Genomic DNA, 17,878 nt, shown 5'->3' on the forward strand with positions numbered 1-17,878 from the left:
TCTTAAATAACTCTTACTCACGATATTAAAAGATATAACATTCAAACTAGTATTGAAGAATTTCATGTTTACCTAAAAGTTTAGATATAACTCCAATATGTAATACTCCCCGTAAGAACCATGAATAAGATATTGTTTTATTAAATACCGAGATAGCACTCATAAATAAACAAAATGAAACTTTACTCAAACTACTTAATATTGATAATACAAACGATATAGTAGATTTATTAGAGTTTAATATTTTAGCTCCTGAAGTTTGGCCATATCTAAATTTTCTTTTAATTAACCATTTGAAATTATTACGTTGCTCTGGCACAGGTTCAAATACAACCGCTTTTTCTGCAAATTCTAATTTTGCACCTCGTTGAAATGCAGCTGAAAAATAAGCACTATCTTCACCTCCACTTCTGCCTAATGTTAAATCAAATTTTTTATCTTTAAAAAACTCAGAATCCAACCGTATTAACGTATTTCCTGTATACCCAGTTTCGACATTTCCATTAATAAACACAGGTTTATGCGAGTGAAAATCTCCTTTTTTTATCCAATCAGGAGTATTAGAAGGATATTTTGCTATAACGGGGCCAAATACAGCATCTGCACTTGTGACTTTAGCCCTCATTATCATTTCTGAAACCCATGTATTGCTTACAATTTGATCATCGTCAATAGTAAGAAACCAATTACTTGTACTATTTTCTAGACAAGCATTCCTAGCAATAGAAATATTTTTTTGGGGGGCATGTATATATATTAATTTTAACTCTAACTCTCTACTTAATTTTTCTATATAGTCTCGAGCTACATCAGTTTTATCATTATCTGAAACTACTATTTCAATGCTGAAATTTTCAACTAACTCTTGTTCAGCAATAGAAATTAATGTTTTTTTAATTTCCGGCCTTTTATATGTACAAATGGCAATGCAAACATTCATCATTTCAGCTTCCCTACTAAAAGATGAAAACTATTAGATAATAATTTTTTACAAAAACCGATAGACCAGCCCATATGCATCGTAGCTATAATTCCCCCAGATAAGACCAATATTAAATTTTTATTTTTCAAAGCTAATAAAACGCCATAGCCTAAGCATAAAATTAGCCAGCTAATAAATGGTAATACAGTCAATATGTTCAACGGGTTTAACAATGCCATTAGAAAACAAGGAAATACAGACAATGGAATTAGTTGCCTAAGTTTGGGGATTTGTTTATGTTTCAAAGCATTGCTTGCTCGTCCTAAACCATAACGGTAATATTGAATAGCTAGCTTTGTGATTGAATTTCTTGGATAATATTTCATATTAGTTTCTGCAGTTAGCCAAATTTTATAGCCCGCTTGTACTAGTCTGAAATCCAATTCAGCATCTTCATTCGCAATAAAACTTTCATCATAACCACCTACATCTAAGAAAGCGCTTACTCTCATTAACGCGTGATGTCCATGTTCAACCCATTTACCATTATGATTAACATTACGATGCGCAGAACCTCCATTACCTAATTTAGAGTTTTGTGCTATTGCAACCATACTTTGAAAAGAAGAACTTCCAACTGTATCCATTGTTACAACCACAGAGTCTGATTTTTCTTTATTTACTTCGTTAATTAATGTCATAACAAAATCATCTGGATAATCTCCATGAGCATCAAGACGAATAAAAAATTCTGAATTTAAAGCGAAAGTCTGAACAGCAAGATTTATTGCCGCACTTTGAATTTTCTTAGGGTTTTTTAATAATTTTACCTGTGGATTTTCATTTGCGACTTTCATAACTGCCGCTTGAGTTCCATCAGAACTTCCCCCATCAACAACTATAATTGGAATATCAATTAGCTCTGACAAATTATTAAGCAATAATTCAATATGCATAATTTCATTCAAACAGGGTATTATGATAATGTTTTTTAATTCACTCATTTAAAGGTCCCTGATGTATTATTTGACCAACGTTGTAAAGCAGATTTTAATCCTTGATCAAATATTTTACCTTTAGACACTAACCACCCAGGATATACATCCGTTGATTGCACTAATTTCATTACTCTATCGGGGTGAATTCCGATATTGAAGGCATTAAACATTCTTAAAAACTTTGCTATTCCTGTGACTATAACTCTTGGTACTAAAAATGTTTTTACATTCTTAAAATGATTTTCTTTAAAAATAGAGATTATATTTTCTAATGTATAACCATGGTGATATGCACCATTAAATATTATTAGCTTCTCTTTTTGCTGTTTTGCAAATTCAATGGCATCTAGTAAATCTTCCACATAAATACAAGCTTTGATAGTGTCTTTCCGGCCAGGATAGATAAAGAAACCTTTATTAAGTAATGTAGCTAAACGAGTAAAATTACCACCTTCACGAGCACCAAAAACAACAGCTGGACGTACAATAACTAAATTTGAATCACTTACTCTTTTCATCCAATCTTTATGGATATTTTCAGCCAACATTTTTGAGTACCCATAAGATGAAATAGGTTTTAAAGCTGATTCTTCCTTTTTTTGTTCTTCCCCTGGTCCATATACTGAAATAGAACTTGTAAATACTATCTCTTTGATATTAGCTTTTTCCGCATATTTGCAAACTTCTAAAGCCCCAGAAATATTCGTATCATAATATTCATGGTGTTCATGCCCAGGTGTTGTATGAATTGCTGCAAAATTATAAATTTGAGTAATACTCGGGTAAATTTCAAGATCACCTAGATCTCGTACATCTTTTAATAAATACACAACACCCGGCTCTTTAACAACAGGTTCTTTAATATCTAAAGAGACTATATTTTTACAACCAGACTGTATCAAATAACTTATCAAATGAGAGCCAATAAAGCCTGAGCCTCCAAAAACAATAACACCTTCATTAATATTCATTATTAATACCTTCTTTTAAATAACCCCATGCCATACAGAGAAAAAGATGAGTAAGTGAAAACTGCTCCATCCAAATAGCTTCTAGAAATGTTTGTAAAAATAAATAGGTAAAAATTAATATTGCAAAAAAATAGCTACTTCCTATTTCTATACTTGGTAATGAAAATATTTTTCTAAAAAATAAAATAATTAATAACATGAACAGGCTCAAGCCAATAAAACCTAGTTCAACAGTTATATCTATATACATATTATGGAAATTAAAACCTGCACCTGAAGAAACATGAGCAAACTCCCATATATCTTCAGCGACATCATTTCCAACATAAAACACACTTTGGGAACCTACTCCGAAAAGAGGATTCTCTTCAATAAGTTCAAGTCCTCGTTCCCAAATATAAGTTCGCCCCGTTAATGTAGGATCCTTTCCTAAGCTATAAAATAAGTTATCAAAAGTACCTGAAAATACACCTCTTGCTAAAGATAAAAAAGTTAATATAGAAGTTACAGTTATTACCCAGTTCAGTTGTTGACGAATTACAAGAGGAATACGAATATTTTGATAATAAACAATCAAAAAAGTCATTAAAATACTTAATACAACAACCCCTAACGATCCAATAGACTTTGCTTTAATTAAAACTAAAGCTGAAATAAAAAATAATCCTCCGCCTAACAGTCTACTAATCAAATTAGAATGCTTATCTAATGTTAAAGTTAAAGCAACCGCAATACTTAGTGCTGTATTAATGGCTAAATGATTTTTACTATGAAATATTCCAATTAAACTATATTCCCCAGTAAGGCCATTTAATGCAACTCGCTCTGAAAATAAACTCATTGACATAGCTAATAGCATTGCAATGGCAACAGATCTTAATAAAATTGTAATATTTAATCGACTCGCAATAACAACCGCAAATATTGTAGTAAGGATTAACTGGACACTTCCTCTAATAACAGCAACTGGAATCTCTGACCAGAAAGCAGAAAATAGCCCCCATATAGGAATTAAAAATAAGATCCAATTTTTTTTACAAATATCAATAGTATAAGAAATATTAGTAATCGAAAAAATAGTCCCAGAAATGAGGAAAATCAAAATAGCTAACGCACCAAACATTGAATTATAAATAAGAGCAACGATTGCAATAAAAGCCCAAATTGAAGCATTTAAATGGTTTTTATTAATTAACATTTAAGCCCCTTTGATGTTTTTTCAATCAGAAAGGTCAAGCTCAAAATACATATAAACAATAATGATATTGCATAGTCTTGTAATACAAAGTCAACACTACAATGCATGATCATACCAATACATGCCATTAACACTCCAAATGACAGGCCTTGTTTAAATTTACTTCGACTATTACGTAATATAGTTAAGCTATGCCACATAACATAAACCACTAAAGCAAATAGTAATAAGCTTAGTATTAAGCCTAATTCCCCTAAAAACTGAAAATATTCATTATGCGCATGATCATAAAAGCCACTATAAGGAGCACTTTGATAAGTTGGAAATGTTGAATAAAAACTTCCAGCCCCACTACCTTTAAGCCAGTAAGTTTGCACATAAGGAATTGAGTCCATTACTACATCATCACGAATTTCAGCTTGAAATGATGTTGCTTCTAATCTCTCTTTTACTTTTTCAATTCCAAAGTAAGCTCCAACAACAAGAATATCAATGATGACTAAGCTTAAAATTAACCACTTAAAAGTATTAGGTGGATGTTTCATGAATACTAAGGCTAAAAAGCTAGTAAATAGTAGTGAGATAAAAAAAGCAGAATTTCCCATTCTAGAACGGGTCATAATTAAAGCAATAACCATGATAATAATACTAATACGGATCAACCATTTAGGACTTAGCAACGTATCAATAACCACGGTCAATTTTTCACGTTGAGAAATTGAATTGATTCCTTTTAAAGAACCAACCAAATAACCGATTACAATAGATAAACAAAGCACTAAATAATTAGCTAGGTGATTTTTATAAACAAATGATCCTGTTGCCCGGTCACTAATAGTAAAGCCAAGTAAACTATGTTCCCAACCTGAGTATTGTAAAAATATGGCATAAAGTGCTTGTGTTAGCCCAGAAAGAATAATAATTAAACAAAGTTGTTTTACCCTTTCAGTTCGTTCTACTAATAACGTTAAATTAATAATAAACAAACAATAAGTAATACCTTTGATTAGTGCTATTTCAGTTTGGCTTGGATCAAGGGAGTTTAAAAAACTTAAATTTGGATATAGGCTTCCAATCCATTGCATAAAGATCCAAATTTGAACTAAGACAATAAAACCTAAAATAATTTTCACTTGTTTTAGTCGTTCAAATATTTGATTAAACCGATAACAAAAACAAATAAGTAAAGTGTTAATGCAGATGAGTAACTCAATTAAGCCCCATGCCCATGGTCGATTAGCCCCTAGAGGGATGGGGGAAAACCAAATAATAAAACAAAGTAGATAAAAGGCATATTTACTGCTCATATTTTAGCTTCCTTGCTATTTATCATATAGTTTTATATTAAACGCTCGTCCACACAGACCAACATCGACCTAATAAAGTATTTTTTAAATTCAGTTTTTAAAGCTAATTTGCTGAAGCAGACTTCCCACCACTACCAGTCCCCCCTCCAAAATCTGATGAACGAGGGGCAGCTGCTAGCGTAATAGTAGGAAAACCACCTGTAGAAGCACTTTCAACAGGAAAGTTAGATTCGTTGGGTCCGTTTAATAATGTAGCCACTAATAAATTATCAGATTCGGCTCCTACATTAACGGGTGTATCAGTAGTTTGGCTTTCTGCTTGAACAGGAGGTGTTATAACTACAGCTTGTGTTCTTGCAATAGCAGGTTCAGGAATTGGTTGATTAGAGTTAACAGGCTCACTTAATTGTACAATTTGAGGAGGCTGAGAAGATTGTTCGAAGGTAGTCTGAGTATTTGCTAATACAGCTTCAGAATCTACAGTTGGTCCCACATTAGTAACAGAAATACCAGATGAATTAGATTCTTGAGTGGGTACAAGTGTATTAAATGCACCAAAAAACATAACAGCAGATACTGTAGCAGTCGTTAAATTATTCATATCCATATCCTATTTTTAATAATGTAAATACAAAAATAGATCTCTTTTATAAATAGTTTATTATAATTAAACTTAACTGTCATGTTTTAAACGATATTTTATCATTATTTGTTATAAATAAAATCAAAAAAATATTTGCATTTAAAAGAAAAGACCCAAAAGTAAGATGAATGGATAGACTTAAGGTTGGCTTAATTTTAGTGATACTTTAGAAACTTCACCTTGCAAATGAAGCGTCAATTTAGTTTATTTGGATGGTGAGTTTTTAGCAATTGTCAAATGGGTATAACGTCCTAATGATGCATAAGGTTCAAGTTGACAGTATGTTTTTTCCATCATCAATAATTGTTCAAAATTAGTTTCTGAAGTTTTTGGGGATTTCATATAATCATGTAATACACGCACACCTGTTTTTTGTAAAATAGACATATTTGCACTCTTTAACCACGTTTTCACTTCACCTTCAAAGAGTGGATTAGTAGGTGATAACCGTACAACTTTTTTACGTGGCATGCCTAATTCCACAAAGTTTAAATTACCGGAAATAAGGTTAAAAAATCGTTGTGCTTCTTTATTATAAAACATCAAAGAAACAAGCCCATCATCCTTTAGCCAGTTTAATAAAGAATATAATGTTTGTTCAGGGTCAGCTAACCATTCTAAAACAGCATGGTTTAATATTAAGTCAAACTTCCCTTCCACATGTTCATTTAATGCTTGAATAGAGCAATGTATGACTTGTACATTCTGCTCGTAAACCTTGCCCTTTAATTGTGTTTTAGCAACCGTAAGAAGTTCTCCTGATATATCGCACAAAGTGACTTGATGCCCTAACCCTGCTAATTTTTGACTAAAGAAACCAAAGCCTCCACCCGCATCTAATACTCTTAATACAGGTTTATTTAAACGCTGAATGCAATCGAGCAGTTCTTGCCAAATAATTTCTTTGCGGATTTTACCTTTATAACTTCCATATATGTTGTTAACAAACTTTTGTGCAATAGGATCAAAATTATGGTCAATCACAGGATTAAATTCTCATTTATTTAGGTATCATAGAAATGATTAGTATACTTGAATTCAGAGCTATTAGCTTAAATTCAAATAACACCAAATATTAAATAAATACTTAAGGTAAGCATGTTATTTCTCATAAAAAAATGGATTGGTGGATTACTTATGCCGTTACCTTTTTCATTACTATTATTATTTATCAGCCTATTATTATTATTTTTTACCCAGCGTCAAAAAACAGCAAAAATATTAGTGTTATGTAGTTTTATTATATTGTTTAGTTTTAGTGTATTACCTAATGCGAATCATTTAGTTAAGCCATTAGAAAGACAGTACCCCGATCTCATAAATGCGCATCAATCATTGGATTATATTCTAGTACTGGGATCATCTGGCATTCATGATCAAAGTATCCCTATTACAGGACAACTGTCATTTACTGCATTAAGTCGCTTTAGTGAAGCTTTACGCTTATATTATGCAAATCCAAATGCTTATATAGTGGTTTCTGGATCAGGGTTTGGCGACACTCAAAGCCATGCTCAACTATTACAAACATTAGCCATTAGCTTTACTATCCCTAGACAAAGAATTATTCGTTTAGATGATACAAAAGATACCAATCAAGAAGCACAACAGATGGCAACTATCATTGATGGTAAAAAAGCAGCTTTGGTCACTTCGGCCACACATATGCCAAGAGCAATGAAGTTATTTAAACAATATAATCAAACACCTATCCCGGCCCCTGCAATGTACCTGGCAAAAGAAAATAACCATAAATTACCAAGCTATATTTATATACCATCAGCTTATCAGCTCTATAAATCGCAAGTTGCCCTACATGAGTATTTAGGTCAATTACAGGCATGGTTTTTACGCTAACAATTGTTTTTTTTAGTTTAGAAACATAAAAGTCCTGCAAGCAGGACTTTAGTAATCAATTTGAATCTTTGATTATGGGAGGTGGAAAGGTTTTATGTATTCTAAATCAATCTTAAACCAAACGAGCAGGTCTTTTAATTACCGCCTGTCCTACAACAACATGCTCCCCATTAAAGGTCATCGTTGGGTAACCGTACAACTCATAACCTTCACTTAACTTTTCAGTTATCCGACGGCAAAATTCAGAATCATCTTTACCTGTAATTAATTTATAAGTTTCAATTGAGTGTGGCATATTAATATCCTTTTATTAGTACTGCGAATCTAAATTCAGCATACGACTATTCATTCAAAAGACATATTAATTCCCACACTACCTAAGCAAAACTGTGAGTTCCGATCATTATGCATAAAAAAACGGCATTTAAAATGCCGTTTTATAGATAAAGTTTATGATTTATAAGGAATGTTAAATCACCATACTAAGTACCTGTGCTAAGTAACTAAACTAATTAACTATGATAAATAATTATGGGCGATACACTTTCACATTTTCAAAGCCTGCTTCTTTAAGGTAAAGCGCTTGTAATTGACTCATGACACCACGCTCACAATAAAGTAGATAAATTTTATCTTGTGCTAATGTTTCAAATTGATTACTTAATTTAAAGAAAGGTAAATGTTGTACTTCAACACCATCAATCTCTAATGGTTTTTCATCTTTTTCATCTGCAGAACGAATATCCAATACAACTTCATTAACAGCAAAAGCAGAAACTGACTCAACTTCCACCAGTTGTTTTTTTGCATCAGTTACAATATCTTTAATGTCTAAAATCTTTGCATCAAAAACGACTTTATCGATCAATGACATATCAAAGTTATCTTCTTCTTTTTGAATCTTTGTCATTACAGCTTTTACAGTTGGTCGTTGTGAGATAACACCACAATACTCAGGGATTGTTTCAGATATTTCAGCAGTACCAATCTCACGAGCACAATCAATAATATCTTGTTTATCCGTCGCAACTAATGGACGTAAAATAAGCGTATCTGTAACTTGGTCAATGACAGAAAGATTACGTAAAGTTTGGCTTGAAACCTGGCCTAATGCTTCTCCTGTCACTAATCCTTCAATATCTAAATTAGCAGCTACTTTTGCCGCTGCACGCATCATCATACGTTTTAATACAACGCCCATTTGACCGTTATCTACCTTTTCAAGTATCTCTGCCACAACCGGTTCAAAAGGAACTGAAATGAATTTAACACGATGCGAAGCTCCAAAACGCTCCCATAAGTGATAAGCAACTTGTTTCACACCTATTTCATGCGCTGCACCACCTAAATTAAAAAAGCAGTAATGCACACGAGATCCACGTTTCAATAATTGATAACTTGATACACCTGAATCAAACCCACCTGAAATAAGTGATAACACAGACTCTTGAGTACCAAGAGGGAAACCACCTAAACCTTGATGACGTTGATCTACCATGAATAATTTTTGTTCATTGATCTCAATATTAACCGTTACATCAGGATTTTTTAATTTAACTGACAATGCATCTGTATGCTGATTTAAACCACCACCTACATAACGTTCTACTTCATTTGAACCAAAGTCATGGGTACCGATACGCTTAGCACGAACACAGAATGTTTTACCTGCTAAACTTTCACCAAAACTCGCTTTGGTTTGCTCGTAGATATCATGAATATCAGTAAAAGTACTTTCACTCACTTCTAAAAAATGTGCAATGCCTGGCGTACTTTTTAAATAATGGATAACCGTTGCTTTATTAACAGGATCATCATTTTCACTACGAACAATAATTTTATCCCACTCAAGAATAACTTTGATATCTTCATCATGACGAGTAAGTACATTTCGAATATTACCCTGTAGCATTTTGCTAAAACGTTTACGAACAGGTTTACTTTTCATCATGATTTCAGGAAAAAGTTTTACGATAAATTTCATGGGACTTCACTGTGTTAATTTTAAGAAAAACGAATTATACGCACTACATATTTGTGCGCAATGTTTAATAAAAGTGACTTCTATACGTAGGTTTGATCACGCCCAGATCTGATAGCCATATCATAAGCATAATCAGCATCGCCTCTCAAATCAGCAATACTGCCTCCATCAGCAGGGAATATACAGGCCAAACCAATACTTAATGTTATTTGTTTACCAACTTTAGAGTGCTTATGATCAATATTAGAAGCAGAAACTAATTCACGTAATTTCTCTGCAGCCCTTAATGCTTTAGTTGCATTGTCTCTTTTAACCAATACCACAAACTCTCCATTGCCAATATAATACAAAGAAGCACTATGACTTCGATAATTTTTTACCGCTAAAGAAGCAACCTTAACTAAAGTATCAGTATTCATTTGTTGATTATAATTATCTGAGTATGCTCTATAATAGTCGACCCCAACTATAAGCATAGAGAGCACTTCCTGTTGTTCATCACACTCTGTCCATATGCTAATGAAACGATCATCTAGGGCTGATTGGCCATAAACATTTAACTCCATTAAACGCACTGGTAAACTTGACCCTATATTAGCATTGACCTCTTCTTCTATGGGCTCTTCGTCAATCATTCCACCTGATTTAGGTGTTGAAATATCTAGCGCCACCTCTGCTAACTCAAGTGGATTATCAGTAATTGAAAGTGCTAACTCAGCATTAAGGTTATCATCAGTAATGGAAGACGTTGTCTTAAAATGAATACTCTTATCTATTTCATTTTCAGGGATAACTAGCGGATCAATTTCTGTACCTAGGTTATTATCAACTTCCAAAGATACTGCTTTTTCAAGAATATTTTCCTCTACTTCATTTGAAGCAATATCTATTGTATCTAACTCTAACGAATAGTTGTTATCAGTAGCTAAGGGAGTTAATTCATCATAGAGGCTTTCATCTACTTCATCTACTTCATCTGAAGCAATAGTTAACTTATCAACCCCTAATTCAATCACATTATCAATAGCTAAAGATAATGGCTCAAACTCTTCAGAATCACCTTTATCTACTTCTGTTTTGGAAAAGTCTATTGTATGGAGTTCTAACTCAGGGTCATCATTTACTAATAAAGGCTTTAATTCACCACTATCCATTATATTTTCATGCATTTCTAAAGGATCGTTTTCGATAACAGTTCCAGTGTTTTGAATATAGGTTTCAACTGGTAAGTAATTCACATTGCCAGAAGAAGTTCTTTCCAACTTAACGAGCGCCTCACGAGCACACTGTATGAATAATTTTGCAGTACTTAAGAGACCACTAGCAATACCCACATTTAAAATAACATTTTCACTAATATCGGAGAAATCGTGAGTAGTTTCAGAGAACTCAACAGCTTCACGAAGTTCTTCAGCAATAACAATAACTTGTTTTTTATTACCACCTTTAAATAAAATTGCAAATTCGCCTTGCTCTCGATAGGCTAAAAAACATTCATGTTTATCACATATTTTTTTTAAAATAAGCCCAATAACAAGCAACATAAAAGAGGTTCTTTGCTCTCCATGATTATCTTGGTAGGCTTGAAATGCATCTATATCGCAAAGAAAAACCGAAAACACCTGATGCTCATCAGTACTGTTAAGTTTTAGATATTCATCATTAAATTCATCTAAACCGGCAATATTAATTTGTGACATCACTTTAGCAAAAGCAGATGAATCGCGATTGATTTCCTTTTCAACCCGCGTTTCCAATTTTACTTCATCGGTAGAAACGTCTTTTTTTGTGTACTCTTTTTTCGCCTCTATCATTTTTTCTTCTTTTTCAGGAATAAATTGCACTATAAATATCCTTTTTTATTGCAGTTTATCGAATACTTTTATACTAACTCAGTGATTTATATTGTTCAGTTAAGCAGATCTAAACTGTAAGATATTATTAAAATACAGTGAATGTTACTCATCTTAAATTCAAAGACTTTCCAAACGACTGAACCTAACTTCACAACTGCCTTTATCAGCAGCAACATAAAAAACATTATCAGTAATAGTCAGGCTAAAATCCATCGTACGCTCAACCAAGTTAGCCATTTGTTGGATCTGTTCAAACTCAAATTGATAAACTTCCACATTAATTGTTGCAAAGTCTTTTTTTGATTGTTTCCACCACACATTTGACTTGGTATTAAAACAATACACCTTTGTCTCTTTTGCTTGTCGGCAGGCTTTTTTAATTCGATCAAAACTAGGCTCTCCCACATCAATCCATAATAAAAATTCATCACTGAAATTTTTCGCCCAAATATCAGGATCATCCGCTTCACTTAACCCAGTGGTAAAACTCAAAAACTCTTGATTATTTAATACATAAGCTAAGATACGTGCCACCATACGTTCTGTTGTTTCAGAAGGATGCTGTGCAACAGTTAATGCAATGGTTTCATAAATATCGTCGTCTAAATTTGATACATTGATACTCATTTTAAAAATAGTAGGCTTTAACGCCATTTTGTTTCTCCAAAAAAAAACCACGTTATAAAACGTGGTTTAAATAAAATCTAATCAATAACCTGAAATAAGGTTATATCAATTTATATTAAACTGGCATTTTAGCCAGTTTTTCACAAACTAAATCACCAAATTCAGCAGTACTTACTAAGTTTGCTTCACCTGCTTTTGAAAGGTCTGATGTTGAATAGCCATCTTCAAATACACCTTGCATAGCAGCCCACAGATTTTTAGCTTCTTTTTCCATACCAAAGCTCATTTCTAGCATTAATGCTACTGAACCTATCATTGAATATGGGTTAGCAATACCTTTACCTGCAATATCAGGAGCAGAACCATGTGATGGTTCGTAGTAAGATTTTTCAGGACCTTTACATGCAGAAGGCATTAGGCCTAAAGAACCTAAGATGCCGCCGCCTTGGTCACTTAAGATATCTCCAAACATGTTTTCCATCACCATTACGTCAAACATAGTTGGTTTTAAACATAGGTAAGTTGCAGCTGCATCAACTAAGATGTTGATCACTTCAACTTCAGGGAAGTTTTTGCTTTCTTCTTCAACAATTGCATTCCATAAAACACTTGATTTAAGTACGTTTGATTTATGGATGTTATGCATTACTTTTTTACGTTTCATTGAAACTTCAAAACCAACACGTACGATTTGACGGATTTGATCTTCATCGTATTCTAAGACTTCACGAACGTAACGTTTGCCTTCCGCATCTACGCCAGTTTCTTTCTCACCGAAGTATAAACCACCGACTAATTCACGAATTAGCATAATGTCGATACCATCGCCAACAACAGACTCTTTTAATGGAGAGAAGTGAGCTAAACCTTTTGGTAAATAAACAGGACGGAAGTTAGCATAAGTATTGTAACGACGACGTAATGGTAATAATGCACCACGCTCAGGCTGTTCATCAACTGGGATTTTTTGAGAGTCTTCGTGATTTAAACCGATAGTGCCTTTTAAAATGGCATCTGCTTTATCACAAGCCGCTTTTGTTTCTTCAGGAAAAGATTTACCAGTAGCGAAATAAGCAGCGGCACCAAATAGTACATCGTTTAATTCAAAGTTCACATCGGCATTACGTTGTTCAACTAATTTTAAAACTTTTACAGCTTCTTTCATTACTTCAGGACCGATACCGTCGCCTGCTAGTAAAGCAATGTTATATGTTGTCATTTTAATTTCCTAAATGATTTATCGAGTTGTGATTGTCTGTTTGCATAATAAAGTAAAAACACACTAACTTTCAATTTTTGCAGTACATTTTTAACATTTAAATGACTATTTAAGCAAAATAAATGAATATTAAACGGGATTGTCTATATCAATAAAGGTTACATCAAGATCCATTTCCTCGATTAACCATTCACCTAATGCTTTTACACCATAGCGTTCAGTTGCATGATGTCCTGCAGCAAAATAATGGATCCTCATCTCTTTGGCAATATGTGTAGTGCGTTCAGATATTTCACCGCTAATAAAAGCGTCAATCCCCTGCTCTGCAGCAATCGTTATATAATCTTGTCCGCCGCCGGTACACCAAGCAATGCTTTTAATTTCAGGCTTGCCACCATCAATCCACAATGGCTCTCTGTGAAGTTGCTCTGTTATAGTGGTAACTAACTGTGTAGGAGTCACAGCTTGTTCAAATTTACCTACGCGCCCCACGCTACGTTTATCCCACGGCTCAAGAGGACGTCTATCAACAATATTCAACAATTCTGCAAGTTGTTTATTATTTCCCAGTTCAGGGTGAACATCTAACGGTAAGTGATAGGCATAAAGGTTAATACCATTTTCTATTAACGCTTTAATACGATTATATTTCATGCCGACAATTTGTTGTGCCTCGCCTTTCCAAAAGAAACCATGGTGAACTAAAATTGCATCAGCATTATGTTCAATCGCTGCATCAATTAATGCTTGATTTGCAGTGACACCTGTAATAATTTTTTTTACTTGTTGACGACCTTCGATTTGCAATCCGTTAGGGCAATAATCTTTGAATTGATGTATTTCTAAAAATTGATCAAGTTTATTAGCAAGTTTACGGTTATTCATTTTTTCACTTTTTAAATAAAGAACTTATTTTGTAATAATAAAGAAGTTGTGAGCACGAATGAAGCTTTTAATAAGCTAAAGGCTCTCAATCCCAAAAATAAAATATCTACTTTATACAAATCCAGTTAGGCGAATTTTAAAACACATAATGATTTAACAAAGATAAGCTTTTGAAATAATAAATGAAAACTGACTACCTTCACCAATGTTACTTTCAATATCTAACTCACTGTCATAATGGGATAGACCATGTTTCACAATCGACAACCCTAAACCAGAACCGCCAGTGTCACGAGATCGAGATGCATCTACACGGTAAAAACGCTCAGTCAGATGTAAAATATGTTCAGGCGCAATACCATCTCCAGTATCCATTACACAAAAATAAGCTCCCTCAGGGATCCGTTTCCATAACACTTTAACATTGCCATTTTCAGGCGTGTAATTAATTGCGTTATAAACAAGATTCGCCATAATACTCCGTAATTGCATTTCATCACCGACCACAGATAATTTAGGGTCCACAACAAAATTAATTGAAAGAGATTTTTTACGACCTAAAGCTATCGCTTCATTTTCTAACTGAGTTAATAAAACAGCGGTATTAATACATTCATGGAAATCGACACTTGCAGCCCCTTCTATCTTAGATAAAGTCATCAACTGCTCAACTAAAGCACACATTCTTGCTGTTTGTTGTTCTAATACACGAACCGTCTTAAGTTGGCGCGGATCATCCTGAGCACTCATTTCCATTATTTCGATGTACCCTTGTAATACCGTTAAAGGGGTGCGTAATTCATGTGACACATTCGCCACAAAGTTACGTCTATTTTCATCCATTTGGCGGTAACTCGTCACATCACGAACGATCAATAAACGTTGGTCTTTTGCATAGGGCATAACCCTAAACTCGAGTAACTTTTCACTATTAATAGGAGAAATAAGATCGAGAGGATCTTGATATGAATTACTACGTAAATATTCTACAAAATCAGGGTGTCGAATAAGATTGGTAATGTTTTCACCTGCATCTTCAGGCCACTTAAAACCTAATTGAAATTGTGCAAGGTGATTACACCAGACTATTTCTCCCTCTTTTTTAAACACCACAACCGCATCAGGTAACGCTTCAGATCCTTCACGGAAACGACTTATCACATTAGCTAAACTTTTATGACGCTTACGGTATCGTTGCTGCATATTATGAATACCGATGTACGCATGTTCCCACACCGATTTCCCAGGAGGTAATACAGTACTTTTACTGACCCATAACCAATCATTCAATTTTTTTAAAAAATAATAGTGCCAAGCAATATGCAACACTGTCGCCACTAATAAGAATTCAAGTAAGTGCCCAGTTAATAACCCTAAAATTACAACAGGGATATAAACTAAACACATTGCCCAGAATAACTGCTTCCATGTATATACTTTCAAATTAACACTCTATTTTATTTAATAAATTAAGTGAAAAACACCTTGATAAGCAAGTAGATATAAAAATATAGATGCTATGAGCGAGTTGAAAAACGGTAACCAGCCCCACGTACTGTTTGTACTAGGTGGTCATGGTCAGATAACGCCTTTCGTAAACGTCTAATATGTACATCAACAGTACGATCTTCAACATAAACATTCGTACCCCATACATTATTTAATAACTGCTCTCGACTATAAACTCGCTCAGGATGCGTCATAAAAAAATGCAATAATTTAAATTCTGTTGGCCCCATATCTAACGGGGTATCACTTAATGTTGCTCGATGAGAAACAGGATCTAACTTCAAATTACCCACTGTAAGCGTATCATCTAATGATGTTGGATTAACACGGCGCATAACTGTTTTTAAACGAGCCATTAATTCTTTAGGAGAAAAAGGTTTAGTAACATAGTCATCTGCCCCATTCTCTAAACCACGCACTTTATCTTCTTCTTCACCTCGGGCAGTTAGCATAACGACAGGAATTTGACGTAAGATTTCATCTTGCTTCAAAAATTTTAACAATTGAATACCACTACCACCAGGAAACATCCAATCCAATAAAATCAAATCAGGGTATGGTTCATGTAATTGAGTTAATGCAGTCTGATAATTATCAGCTTCTATTGTTTCATAGCCATGTTGTTCTAATACAAATACCAACATATCTCGGATGGTAACTTCATCTTCCACTACTAAAATTCGACTTGCCATATAGATTGATTCCATTCATATAAAATTAAGAGAGTGCATTATCGAACCCTATTATGACATTTATATTACAGATATAAACAAACCGTCATAAAAGTTACCTGTTTTTTTAATCTCAAAAAAATCATCTTCTTTATACGATTTGCTTAAAATTCCTTTACACTGCTAACATTAATCAAATTCATTCAATTCGGCTATTTGAAAAAGGGTCTTTCATGTTTTTTAAAAATCTACAAGTTTATCGCTTTACACGTCCTATGGAACAAGATGACAACACATTAGAAAGTAACCTAGAAGAGTTTAAATTTAAACCTTGTGGCAGTCAGGATATATCAAAATTAGGCTGGGTTTTTCCAATGGGGAAAAGTGGTAGCATGTACACGCATATCCATCAAAAACAAATTCTAATTTGCCTTAAGAAAGAAGAAAAAATGTTACCTGCAGGTGTCATTAAAGATCAACTTAATGAACGTGTTGAAGCTATTGAATTAGAGCAAGGTAGAGCACTTAAGAAAAAAGAAAAAGATAGTTTAAAAGATGACATCATCATGCAATTATTACCACGCGCTTTTAGCCGTACATCGCAAACATTTGCATGGATTGATAACGAAACAAATATGCTATACGTTGATTGCTCCTCTGCACGTAAAGCTGAAGAATTAATCTCATTATTACGTAAAACATTAGGTAGCTTGCCTGTTGTACCCGTGCAACTGCAAAATCAAACTGACGTTGTCATGACTGATTGGTTAGTAGAAGGAAATATTCCAGCTAACTTCAAACTAGAAGACGAAGCTGAGCTTTGTTCTGCATTAGAAGGTGGCGGTATTATTCTTTGCAAACAACAAGACCTATTATCAGAAGAAATAAAAATTCACTTAAGCTCAGATAAGTTTGTAACAAAATTAGCACTGAATTGGGCTGATAGTATTTCTTTTGTTATCGGTGAAGAGTTTGCGTTAAAACGCCTTAAGTTTTCAGACGTATTACAAGAACAAAATGAACATATTGAAGCAGATGATTTTGCGGCACGTTTTGATGCGGACTTTATATTGATGACCGGAGAAGTAAAACAGTTGGTTCCCTCGCTAGTTGAACTATTTGGCGGCGAGCAAACACTTTAATAGGTCATCAAACCTCAAGCCCAGCTTGTATTACTTATTACAGTTGGGCTTTTTTGGGGCATTTCAGACTTTAAAAATTCCTTTATATT

At 33.7% G+C, this 17,878-nt stretch carries 17 protein-coding genes; 2 read left to right on the forward strand and 15 right to left on the reverse strand.

What is annotated here, in order from left to right; all coding sequences use genetic code 11:
• Positions 1-46: 46 nt before the first annotated feature.
• The 7 genes from E2R68_RS03445 to E2R68_RS03475 form a co-directional block, all read right to left on the reverse strand.
• Entirely contained in the window at positions 47-943 is an 897-nt protein-coding gene (locus E2R68_RS03445; RefSeq protein ID WP_134276111.1) for a glycosyltransferase family 2 protein, read from the reverse strand.
• Entirely contained in the window at positions 940-1,926 is a 987-nt protein-coding gene (locus tag E2R68_RS03450) for a glycosyltransferase family 2 protein (RefSeq protein WP_134276112.1), read from the reverse strand. Before E2R68_RS03450 ends, E2R68_RS03445 begins: the two co-directional genes overlap by 4 nt.
• Positions 1,923-2,891 carry an NAD-dependent epimerase/dehydratase family protein gene (locus tag E2R68_RS03455; RefSeq protein ID WP_134276113.1) on the reverse strand — a complete coding sequence of 323 codons (969 nt, stop codon included), beginning with the start codon at positions 2,889-2,891 and terminating at the stop codon, positions 1,923-1,925. The genes E2R68_RS03450 and E2R68_RS03455 overlap by 4 nt, the downstream gene beginning before the upstream one ends.
• Positions 2,881-4,089, reverse strand: coding sequence for an O-antigen ligase family protein (locus tag E2R68_RS03460; protein ID WP_134276114.1), 1,209 nt, complete (start codon positions 4,087-4,089; stop codon positions 2,881-2,883). The genes E2R68_RS03455 and E2R68_RS03460 overlap by 11 nt, the downstream gene beginning before the upstream one ends.
• Positions 4,083-5,396, reverse strand: coding sequence for an O-antigen ligase family protein (locus tag E2R68_RS03465; RefSeq protein WP_134276115.1), 1,314 nt, complete (start codon positions 5,394-5,396; stop codon positions 4,083-4,085). Before E2R68_RS03465 ends, E2R68_RS03460 begins: the two co-directional genes overlap by 7 nt.
• A gap of 103 nt (positions 5,397-5,499) precedes the next feature.
• Complete coding sequence (locus E2R68_RS03470) at positions 5,500-5,997, reverse strand: hypothetical protein (protein WP_134276116.1); 498 nt, start codon at positions 5,995-5,997, stop codon at positions 5,500-5,502.
• 246 nt (positions 5,998-6,243) lie between these two features.
• Entirely contained in the window at positions 6,244-7,023 is a 780-nt protein-coding gene (locus E2R68_RS03475) for a methyltransferase domain-containing protein (RefSeq protein ID WP_134276117.1), read from the reverse strand.
• 114 nt (positions 7,024-7,137) lie between these two features.
• On the opposite strand from E2R68_RS03475, the gene E2R68_RS03480 reads away from it, so the two are divergent.
• Positions 7,138-7,896: an ElyC/SanA/YdcF family protein gene (locus tag E2R68_RS03480; RefSeq protein WP_134276118.1), complete on the forward strand. Its 759-nt coding sequence runs from the start codon at positions 7,138-7,140 to the stop codon at positions 7,894-7,896.
• Positions 7,897-8,008: 112 nt separating this feature from the next.
• On the opposite strand, the gene E2R68_RS03485 is transcribed toward E2R68_RS03480, so the two are convergent.
• From E2R68_RS03485 to phoB, 8 genes are all read right to left on the reverse strand, one after another.
• Positions 8,009-8,191, reverse strand: a complete 183-nt coding sequence (locus E2R68_RS03485) for a DUF1737 domain-containing protein (RefSeq protein WP_208380106.1) — start codon at positions 8,189-8,191, stop codon at positions 8,009-8,011.
• 234 nt (positions 8,192-8,425) lie between these two features.
• Positions 8,426-9,880, reverse strand: a complete 1,455-nt coding sequence (thiI, locus tag E2R68_RS03490; protein ID WP_134276119.1) for a tRNA uracil 4-sulfurtransferase ThiI — start codon at positions 9,878-9,880, stop codon at positions 8,426-8,428.
• Positions 9,881-9,960: 80 nt separating this feature from the next.
• Complete coding sequence (locus tag E2R68_RS03495; RefSeq protein ID WP_134276120.1) at positions 9,961-11,724, reverse strand: diguanylate cyclase domain-containing protein; 1,764 nt, start codon at positions 11,722-11,724, stop codon at positions 9,961-9,963.
• Positions 11,725-11,853: 129 nt separating this feature from the next.
• A complete protein-coding gene (locus E2R68_RS03500) occupies positions 11,854-12,390 on the reverse strand; it encodes a YaeQ family protein (RefSeq protein ID WP_134276121.1) in 537 nt (178 codons plus the stop codon).
• Positions 12,391-12,478: 88 nt separating this feature from the next.
• Positions 12,479-13,582 (reverse strand): 3-isopropylmalate dehydrogenase, encoded by a 1,104-nt coding sequence (leuB, locus tag E2R68_RS03505; RefSeq protein WP_134276122.1) that lies wholly within the window; start codon positions 13,580-13,582, stop codon positions 12,479-12,481.
• A gap of 129 nt (positions 13,583-13,711) precedes the next feature.
• Positions 13,712-14,467, reverse strand: coding sequence for a Nif3-like dinuclear metal center hexameric protein (locus E2R68_RS03510; RefSeq protein WP_134276123.1), 756 nt, complete (start codon positions 14,465-14,467; stop codon positions 13,712-13,714).
• Positions 14,468-14,620: 153 nt separating this feature from the next.
• The gene (gene phoR, locus E2R68_RS03515) at positions 14,621-15,910 is read right to left on the reverse strand and encodes a phosphate regulon sensor histidine kinase PhoR (protein ID WP_134276124.1); all 1,290 of its coding nucleotides are present in this window, start codon (positions 15,908-15,910) and stop codon (positions 14,621-14,623) included.
• Between the two features lie 74 nt (positions 15,911-15,984).
• Positions 15,985-16,668, reverse strand: a complete 684-nt coding sequence (phoB, locus tag E2R68_RS03520) for a phosphate regulon transcriptional regulator PhoB (RefSeq protein ID WP_134276125.1) — start codon at positions 16,666-16,668, stop codon at positions 15,985-15,987.
• A gap of 212 nt (positions 16,669-16,880) precedes the next feature.
• Here phoB and rdgC point away from each other — a divergent pair, with 212 nt between their 5' ends.
• The gene (rdgC, locus tag E2R68_RS03525) at positions 16,881-17,789 is read left to right on the forward strand and encodes a recombination-associated protein RdgC (RefSeq protein ID WP_134276126.1); all 909 of its coding nucleotides are present in this window, start codon (positions 16,881-16,883) and stop codon (positions 17,787-17,789) included.
• The last annotated feature ends 89 nt before the right edge of the window (positions 17,790-17,878 follow it).

It is taken from the genome of Psychromonas algarum, from assembly GCF_004376845.1.
Classification (GTDB): Bacteria; Pseudomonadota; Gammaproteobacteria; order Enterobacterales; family Psychromonadaceae; genus Psychromonas.

Coding starts and splice junctions, on each gene's coding strand:
- E2R68_RS03455 (WP_134276113.1), bottom strand. CDS start 2,891: ATGAATATTAATGAAGGTGTTATTGTTTTTGGAGGCTCAGGCTTTATT.
- E2R68_RS03450 (WP_134276112.1), bottom strand. CDS start 1,926: ATGAGTGAATTAAAAAACATTATCATAATACCCTGTTTGAATGAAATT.
- E2R68_RS03510 (WP_134276123.1), bottom strand. CDS start 14,467: ATGAATAACCGTAAACTTGCTAATAAACTTGATCAATTTTTAGAAATA.
- E2R68_RS03445 (WP_134276111.1), bottom strand. CDS start 943: ATGATGAATGTTTGCATTGCCATTTGTACATATAAAAGGCCGGAAATT.
- E2R68_RS03500 (WP_134276121.1), bottom strand. CDS start 12,390: ATGGCGTTAAAGCCTACTATTTTTAAAATGAGTATCAATGTATCAAAT.
- thiI (WP_134276119.1), bottom strand. CDS start 9,880: ATGAAATTTATCGTAAAACTTTTTCCTGAAATCATGATGAAAAGTAAA.
- leuB (WP_134276122.1), bottom strand. CDS start 13,582: ATGACAACATATAACATTGCTTTACTAGCAGGCGACGGTATCGGTCCT.
- rdgC (WP_134276126.1), top strand. CDS start 16,881: ATGTTTTTTAAAAATCTACAAGTTTATCGCTTTACACGTCCTATGGAA.
- E2R68_RS03465 (WP_134276115.1), bottom strand. CDS start 5,396: ATGAGCAGTAAATATGCCTTTTATCTACTTTGTTTTATTATTTGGTTT.
- phoB (WP_134276125.1), bottom strand. CDS start 16,668: ATGGCAAGTCGAATTTTAGTAGTGGAAGATGAAGTTACCATCCGAGAT.
- E2R68_RS03460 (WP_134276114.1), bottom strand. CDS start 4,089: ATGTTAATTAATAAAAACCATTTAAATGCTTCAATTTGGGCTTTTATT.
- E2R68_RS03480 (WP_134276118.1), top strand. CDS start 7,138: ATGTTATTTCTCATAAAAAAATGGATTGGTGGATTACTTATGCCGTTA.
- E2R68_RS03485 (WP_208380106.1), bottom strand. CDS start 8,191: ATGCCACACTCAATTGAAACTTATAAATTAATTACAGGTAAAGATGAT.
- E2R68_RS03470 (WP_134276116.1), bottom strand. CDS start 5,997: ATGAATAATTTAACGACTGCTACAGTATCTGCTGTTATGTTTTTTGGT.